General features: G+C 32.3%; 4 protein-coding genes. 3 read left to right on the forward strand and 1 reads right to left on the reverse strand.

Annotated features, from left to right (window positions below; genetic code table 11):
* Window positions 1-53 precede the first annotated feature (53 nt).
* The gene (locus Q0W26_RS05395; RefSeq protein ID WP_298523226.1) at window positions 54-1,583 is read right to left on the reverse strand and encodes an Ig-like domain-containing protein; all 1,530 of its coding nucleotides are present in this window, start codon (window positions 1,581-1,583) and stop codon (window positions 54-56) included.
* Between the two features lie 226 nt (window positions 1,584-1,809).
* On the opposite strand from Q0W26_RS05395, the gene Q0W26_RS05400 reads away from it, so the two are divergent.
* From Q0W26_RS05400 to Q0W26_RS05410, 3 genes are all read left to right on the forward strand, one after another.
* Window positions 1,810-3,762: a hypothetical protein gene (locus Q0W26_RS05400; RefSeq protein WP_298523227.1), complete on the forward strand. Its 1,953-nt coding sequence runs from the start codon at window positions 1,810-1,812 to the stop codon at window positions 3,760-3,762.
* Between the two features lie 114 nt (window positions 3,763-3,876).
* The gene (locus tag Q0W26_RS05405) at window positions 3,877-5,634 is read left to right on the forward strand and encodes a right-handed parallel beta-helix repeat-containing protein (protein WP_298523228.1); all 1,758 of its coding nucleotides are present in this window, start codon (window positions 3,877-3,879) and stop codon (window positions 5,632-5,634) included.
* A 210-nt stretch (window positions 5,635-5,844) separates the two neighbouring features.
* Window positions 5,845-7,510, forward strand: a 1,666-nt coding sequence (locus Q0W26_RS05410) for a right-handed parallel beta-helix repeat-containing protein (protein ID WP_298523230.1), incomplete at its 3' end; no start/stop codon positions are given.

A 7,510-nucleotide genomic window follows, 5' to 3' on the forward strand; every position in this document is an offset into this window, starting at 1 on the left:
AATTGCCATTATAACGCATGCAAATTAAAATAAAAAAAGAAAAGTAGATGAAACTACTTTTTGACAGTTAATTTGATTGATTTGCCAATGGAGTTAAAGTAATTATCTCCAGCATATCTTACAGCCACCTTGAATGTGCCTTTAGAAGTTATTTTGACAGTGACTGTTGCAACTCCTTTGGAGTTGGTTTTTGCAGAGTAAGTCTTACCTTTAAGTTTAAAGGTGATTTTTTTACTTTTTAAAACTTTACCCTTATTGTCTTTTAAAGTTGCAGACAACTTCTTAGTTGCTTTGACTTTATAAGATTTGTTGGATGCAGTTAACTTAGGAGTGGCTTTCTTTATTACAATTTTTGTATTCAAACTAGAAGACAAAAACTGTTCATTACCCGCAAATGCAATTTTAGTTGCATAAGTTTTAGGAACCAAAGACTTTGTAATTTTTGCCTGACCGTTACCATTAGTAGTTACTGTGACTTTATTGGATCCCACATTTAAGCTGAGTTTAGCATCAGAAACTGGATTTCCGAAACTATCCTTTAAAGTTATAATCGGATAATTGCCAGTGTTATAAACAACATTCAAATTTGATGCGGAAAGTCTAGTGTTGTATTCAACCATAACCCCTGAATCTAGAGAAGTATCATTGATTAGGCAATCTATAAGTTTTACGGTATTGTTTCCGGTCAAATTTATGGCTGAACAATTTGATGCATTATTGTTAATGAGATTACAATTTAAAAATGTCACAGTTGAATTTTCTACCCCAATACAAACAAAACCATCAAGATTGTCCTTAAATGTACAACCGATTATGGAAACGTTGAGGTTAGAAATATCAAATACAATGGCCGTATTGACAACTGTACAATTTATAATTGAACACCCGTCAAGAGGTTTAAATGCTATGAAATTATCCTCAAATACGGAATTTATTACATATTTTGATTTAACCGCTCTTGATTTATGGAAATAACTATTTTCAACAATGCAATTTAAAGCAACGCCCCCAAGGGCATAATTTTCATCAAAAATACAATTTTTTAAAATCCCATTCACTACAATGAATTTATTTACATCATATTTTTCATCAGCCAAGTTCTTAACGAAGATGCAACCCTCCATAACAGTATCTTCCTGAGCATATATTGCACCACCCTCACTAGCAAAATTATTGCTAAAATTACATGAAACAATTGAACAATTACTGTTTAGGACTTCAATGGCTCCACCTTTTCCATATTTCCAAGCATTAATGAAATTAATGTTACTTATTGCAACATTTGGTGCAGAGACAGTGAATATTCCAGTAACTCCATTACAGTCAAGTGTAACATTATTTCCACTAAGTGTAACCGATTTATTTACAACAATTTGTTTTTCAGAAGCATTTCTTTTGTAAATGCCATCAAGCTGAATTGTATCCCCCTCTTGTGCTGAATCTATCAATGTTTGCACATCATTGAAAGTCTTTTCGCCAGATACATTATTATCAGATTCACCAATTATCATCTCTGATGGAGAATCAGTTAAATTTCCATCAAAATGATCACTGGCTTCAACTGAAGAAATACATAAACACAATACTAACAAAAATAAAATCAAATATTTCTTTTTAAAAATGTTAAAACCTCCAATACTTGATTATCCCTTAGATTAAATTAGATAACCTTAATAAACTTTATACATATCAAACTATTTATATGTGCAGAATATATTCCATAAATCATATCGGCGCAAAAATTTTAAAATAAAATATTTAATCAAACAGACACATAACTTATTGTAGCAAGAATTAAGAGGAGTAAAAATGAAAAGAATATTAATTGTTTCGATTTTGCTATTGTTTGTCTTTTCGCTCACAGCAGTTTCCGCTCAGGACAACACAACATGCGGAAATGATAAAATAATCGGAGATATTGAAAAACAGGATTTAAATGTCAGCATAGAAGTGCCAGAAGAGCTGGCGAAGTATTCCCCCTCAAATGACACAAACTATTTCAACATAAGTGGCATTCCGGAAAATATCGGTGATTACGATATTTATATTGATGATGAATACTACTCAAACGGATCTAATAAGTCGCCGATTGGATTTGAAATTGATGTTAGCAAATATTCCTTAGGCCCTCACATTATCAAAGCAAATTTTACAGGAAACAATCAATACAACGCATTCAGCATAAATAAAACATTCAACATCAGAAACTTTGAAATCATAATCCCCGATGAGTTTACCATAGCATATGTAAATGAAATAGAAGCGTATCTGCCGGGAGATGCAACAGGAACATTTGAAGTTTACATAAATGACAAACTGATAGGCAAATGGAATCGTTATTACACTGTGCAATATGACTCATACTTAAGTTTCGACCCAGTGGGGATGTATTTAAGGCTGGGAGCAAACATAGTGGAATGGAAATATTCCGGAGACAATAAATATCCTGGCGAATCTAAAAAGAAAACCGTTAATGGAAACTATTCAAACATATGGTCTTACGAATATTTAATTTACGGAGACATATCCCCCGCATACATTCATTTATTTCCGCTGAAAAACATTACTGTTGAGATAAACGGGACAATATATCCTACTTATAGGTCAGAAGAGTATGTTGAATTGGTTGGATTTTATTATGATAAACTGAACCCCGGAAACTATATTGCAACAATAAGAGGCATCGGAAATGACGAATTTCCTTCAATAACTATTCAGCAGAACATAACAATATTGCCTGAAATAAAACCTGCTTATGAGATTATTAAGTACAATAACAATGAAACATACAGTTTATACATTCCAGAAGATGCAAACGGCAACTTAAACATTTACGTCAATGAAAAACTGTTTAAGACAACTCCTGCAAAAGGAGACACCTCAATTAGCTTAAATGGTCTGAAAGTAGGGGCATGGGAGATTACTGCAAGATACACTGGAAACGACTACACAGTATATGAAAATAAAAAGAACATTACAGTCATACCCAAATTAATTCACAACATGGAAATCGATTATTGGGCCAATGAAATCTGTTACATTGAATTTGAACCGGAAGCAAACTATAACGTGACATACTCGTTTGAAAATGGGCAGAAGGGAGTTATAAAACTTGTTAATGGTAAAGGAAACTTTTCACTATCGAAAATAGACAGCAATTTCTTTGAAATAGAATACAAAAACTCAGATTATGAAAATCAGATTTTTGAACATGTGATTGTAAATGGAATTCCTCCCAAATTCACAGGAGCAAAAGACATTACAATGTTTTATGCAGACGGCACATCATATACCTTAAAACTTTGGATAGACAATTATCATCCGGCAGGGAGGTATGAAGGAGTAACCGTCAAGATAGGAAATACAGAATATGAACGATATACCAATGAAAATGGAGTCATAACCCTTAAATTAGGGCAAGCTCCAGGAAAATACACAATAACCTCAACATATAAAAATGCAAAAATCACAACCAAACTAGTCGTAAAGCACATTCTGACCCTCAATACCGTCAAAGTCAAAAAATCCGCAAAGAAACTAGTTCTAACAGCAACACTCAAAAACAAAAAGCCAATAAAAAACAAGCAGATAACATTCAAGTTCAACAAAAAGATATATAAGGCAAAGACAAACTCCAAAGGAATTGCTAAAGTAACCATCAAAAAATCAGTGCTCAAGAAACTTAAAGTTGGCAAAAAACTAACCTATCAAGCAACATATCTAAAGGACACCGTTAAAAAAACAGTTAGAGTTCAAAAATAAGGATGAATAATCCTTATTTCAATTTCTCTTTTTTATTTGAATCCTCAAACAACTATATTAATACAGGATAACAAACAGTTATGCATGTTTAGAAAAAAGATTATATGTTTTTCTTTGATTATACTAATTTTAACAATTGGCATTGGCGTCGTCTCGGCTAATGACAACACAACACAAACGCTTACAGAAACCCCAACAAACACATTAACAGATAACGGAAAAACATTTACGGATATTCAAAAGCAAATAGATGCAGCTGGTGAAAATGCAACCATTGAACTCGAAGGAGAATACACCGGCCAAGGAAAAAAAATTAATATCAAAAAACCAATAACAATCACATCCAAAAATGGAGCAACATTAAATGCCAAGTCAAAATCAAATATTTTTAATATTGGCAATGTTAATGTATGTATAAAAAACATAAATTTCATAAATTCCAAATCAAGTATTTATCCTGCGATTTATAGCCAGGGAAATCTGACTGTCCTCAACTCAAATTTTACCAATAACATGGTATATGACCCCAATGGAGGAAGCGATTTTGAAATGGAATATTCAACTATGAATGCAGGGGCAATTTTTTCAACAAATAACTTAAACGTTGTCAACTGTGAATTTGACAATAACCATGCAACTAAAAAGGTGTATAATTATGAAACTTTTGACGAATACATTACAAGCGATGGAGGATCAATTACATCAAGAGGAAATCTGCAAATCAACAACTCAATATTTAAAAAAGACCCCATATATTCATATGAAAACCTAAGCATCTCCAATTCAAAATTTTTAAAAGACACATATCTTAAATCAAAAGGCAAGTTAAATATCTCCCATTCAGAATTTACAGATTCCATAATTAGCTTTGACGGCATTACCTCAATTACAGAGTCAATTTTCAAAAAAAGTAATCTTTACGTTTATTCTGACATCAACATCACCGATTGTAATTTCACAGACTTTTATGATGCAATTTATGCCTGGTACGAATTTTATATGATAAGGATTGACAATTGCAATTTTAATAATGCTGGAATATACTCAAATTCCAGAATTAATGTTTACAACTCAACTTTTTCAAAAAACAGCGATTATGCAATTGACTGTGATAATGCCACAATAATAAACTCTACATTTAAAGACAATAATGCAAGAACCGTATCAATACATTCAAAAGTGTTATCTATGGAAAATTGCAGTTTTATAAATAATACTGAAGGAACAATATACATTAAAAACAATGCAACAATCAATGGAAAAAATTATACAGGTCCGCTTTATTTAAATGATTCTTTAATTCCAATAACTGAATTCATTACGGCAACGACAGCAAAACTCACAACAACATACAATTCCGGAAAAACAGCATGGGTGAAACTCACATTTACCAAATCCAAAAATCCCGTTAAAAATACTTATATCGAAATAAGGATAAACGGAAAATATTTTGACTATGATGAAATCCGTACAAATTCAAAAGGAATAGCATACTATAAAGCTTCAAATCTGGATGTCGGAACATATAAACTCATATTCAATTATGATGATGGAATTTTGCCCCAACTGACTACAACCGTTAAAATAACAAAAGCAAAAACAATCATAAAAGCTCCTAAAGTTACCAACAAATACAAAAAATCAAAATATTTCCAAGTAACCGTCAAAAACAAGGCAACCAAAAAGGCTGTCAAATACACATATGTCAAAGTCAAAATAGACAAAAAGACATACAAAATCAAAACCAACTCCAAGGGAATTGCAAAATTCAACACAAAAAAACTAAAGACAGGAAAACACAAAGTTACAATCACATCCGGAAACTCAAATTACCTCATGAGCGGCAAAAGTACAATTGTCATTAAAAAATAAGGATGATCAATCCTTATTTAACTTATTTTTTAAATTCTCTCCAAACGTGCAAATCCAGAATAGTTTTGCATCAAGTTCAAATAAAATATTTCTAAAAGATATTATCAAATAAATATTACACATTTATATACATAACTTTACAAAAGACTAATCATGATACAAAAAAGAATAATGGGGTTTTCTTTAATTATTATAATTCTAATTATTAGCATGGGAGTCGTCTCAGCTAATGACAACACCACACAAACACTTACAGAAAACTCCGTAGATACTACAATAGATAATGGAAAAACATTTACAGACATTCAAAAGCAAATAGATGCAGCTGGTGAAAATGCAACCATTGAAATTGAAGGAAATTACACTAGCGAAGGAAAAGAAATTAAAATTGACAAATCATTAACAATTACCTCTAAAAACGGTGCAACACTCAATGCAAACCAGAAATCCGCAATATTCAATATTTCAAATGTTAATGTTTGTTTAAAAAATCTGAATTTCATAAATTCAAAATCAGGCAATGCATCAGCAATATGCAATCAGGGAAATCTGACAATCATCAACGCAAGTTTTATAAACAATACCGTTCATGACCCTCGCACAGTAGTTTATTTTGACATGGACTTTGTGGAAAATACTGCAGGTGCGATTCATTCTACAAATAACTTAAACCTCATCAACTGTGAATTTGAAAACAATTATGCAGTCATTAATGGATGGGAACATGAATATTTCTATGAATACCTTATAAGTCTGGGAGGATCAATCTATTCAAAGGGAACTCTAAGCATTGACAGATCAAGATTCAAAGATGACCCTTTAGATTCATTTGGAAATCTGACAATCCTAAATTCGGAATTTATTTCTTCAGGAATCAACTGTTATGAAAAAGCATCCATTATCAATTCCATTTTCACCAAACATACCGACTACCGCTCTGCAATCAGAACCTCATCTGACTTAAACGTAACAGGATGTAACTTTACCGACAATGGAGGTTATGCAATTTACAGTGAACATGAGGGAGATACAATAATCATCAACAGATGCAATTTCATAAACAACAATCTCAAATGCGCAGGATGCTATGACTATGAAACAGATGAAGATGAACTGAACTCCGAATCACCTACCCTCTATTTTGATGGTCCAAACGTTTATGTATACAATTCCAATTTCATAAACAATACTGCCAGTGCAATAGACTCGAATAATGACGGAACATTATATGTCCTCAATTCAAGTTTTTCAAAAAATTCCGCTAATGTTGGAGGTGCAATATGCGCCTCAAACGCTACAGTTATCAATTCCACATTCACAGATAATTATGCATATTTTGCAGGAGCAATATATGCAAATAGATTATTCCTACAAAACTGCAACTTCACAAACAACAATGAAGCCGCCATAGGCATTGGTGATAAAGCAACAATAAACAACCAAAGCTATACAGGGCACAAATACTTCAACAACTCCATGAGCGAGCTTGTACTGATTACTGCAAGTGTCGGTAAGCTTACAACAACATACCAATCCGGAAAGACACTATGGGCAAAATTCATCTACACAGAAACCAAACATCCAGTTAAGAACAACTACGCAGATATGAAAATCATAAAAGGCAAAAAGGTTTATTACGATGATGTGTGGATTAACACAAAAGGAATCGCAAATTATAAAGCTTCCAATCTCGCAGTTGGAACTTATAAAATTATATTCAATTATAATGACAGGGATTTGCCGCAAATAACTACAACAGTCAAAATCACAAAGGCAAAAACAATCATTAAAGCTCCGAAAGTAACAAACAAATACAAAAGGTACAAGCAAGTCTCAATGAGCAAATTATGTTTTATCAGAGAATGGCAAATAAAAT

It is taken from the genome of uncultured Methanobrevibacter sp., assembly GCF_947169325.1.
GTDB lineage: Archaea > Methanobacteriota > Methanobacteria > Methanobacteriales > Methanobacteriaceae > Methanocatella.

Excerpts from the sequence above, each read along its gene's own strand:
- Q0W26_RS05400 (WP_298523227.1), top strand. The coding sequence starts at position 1,810 with ATGAAAAGAATATTAATTGTTTCGATTTTGCTATTGTTTGTCTTTTCG.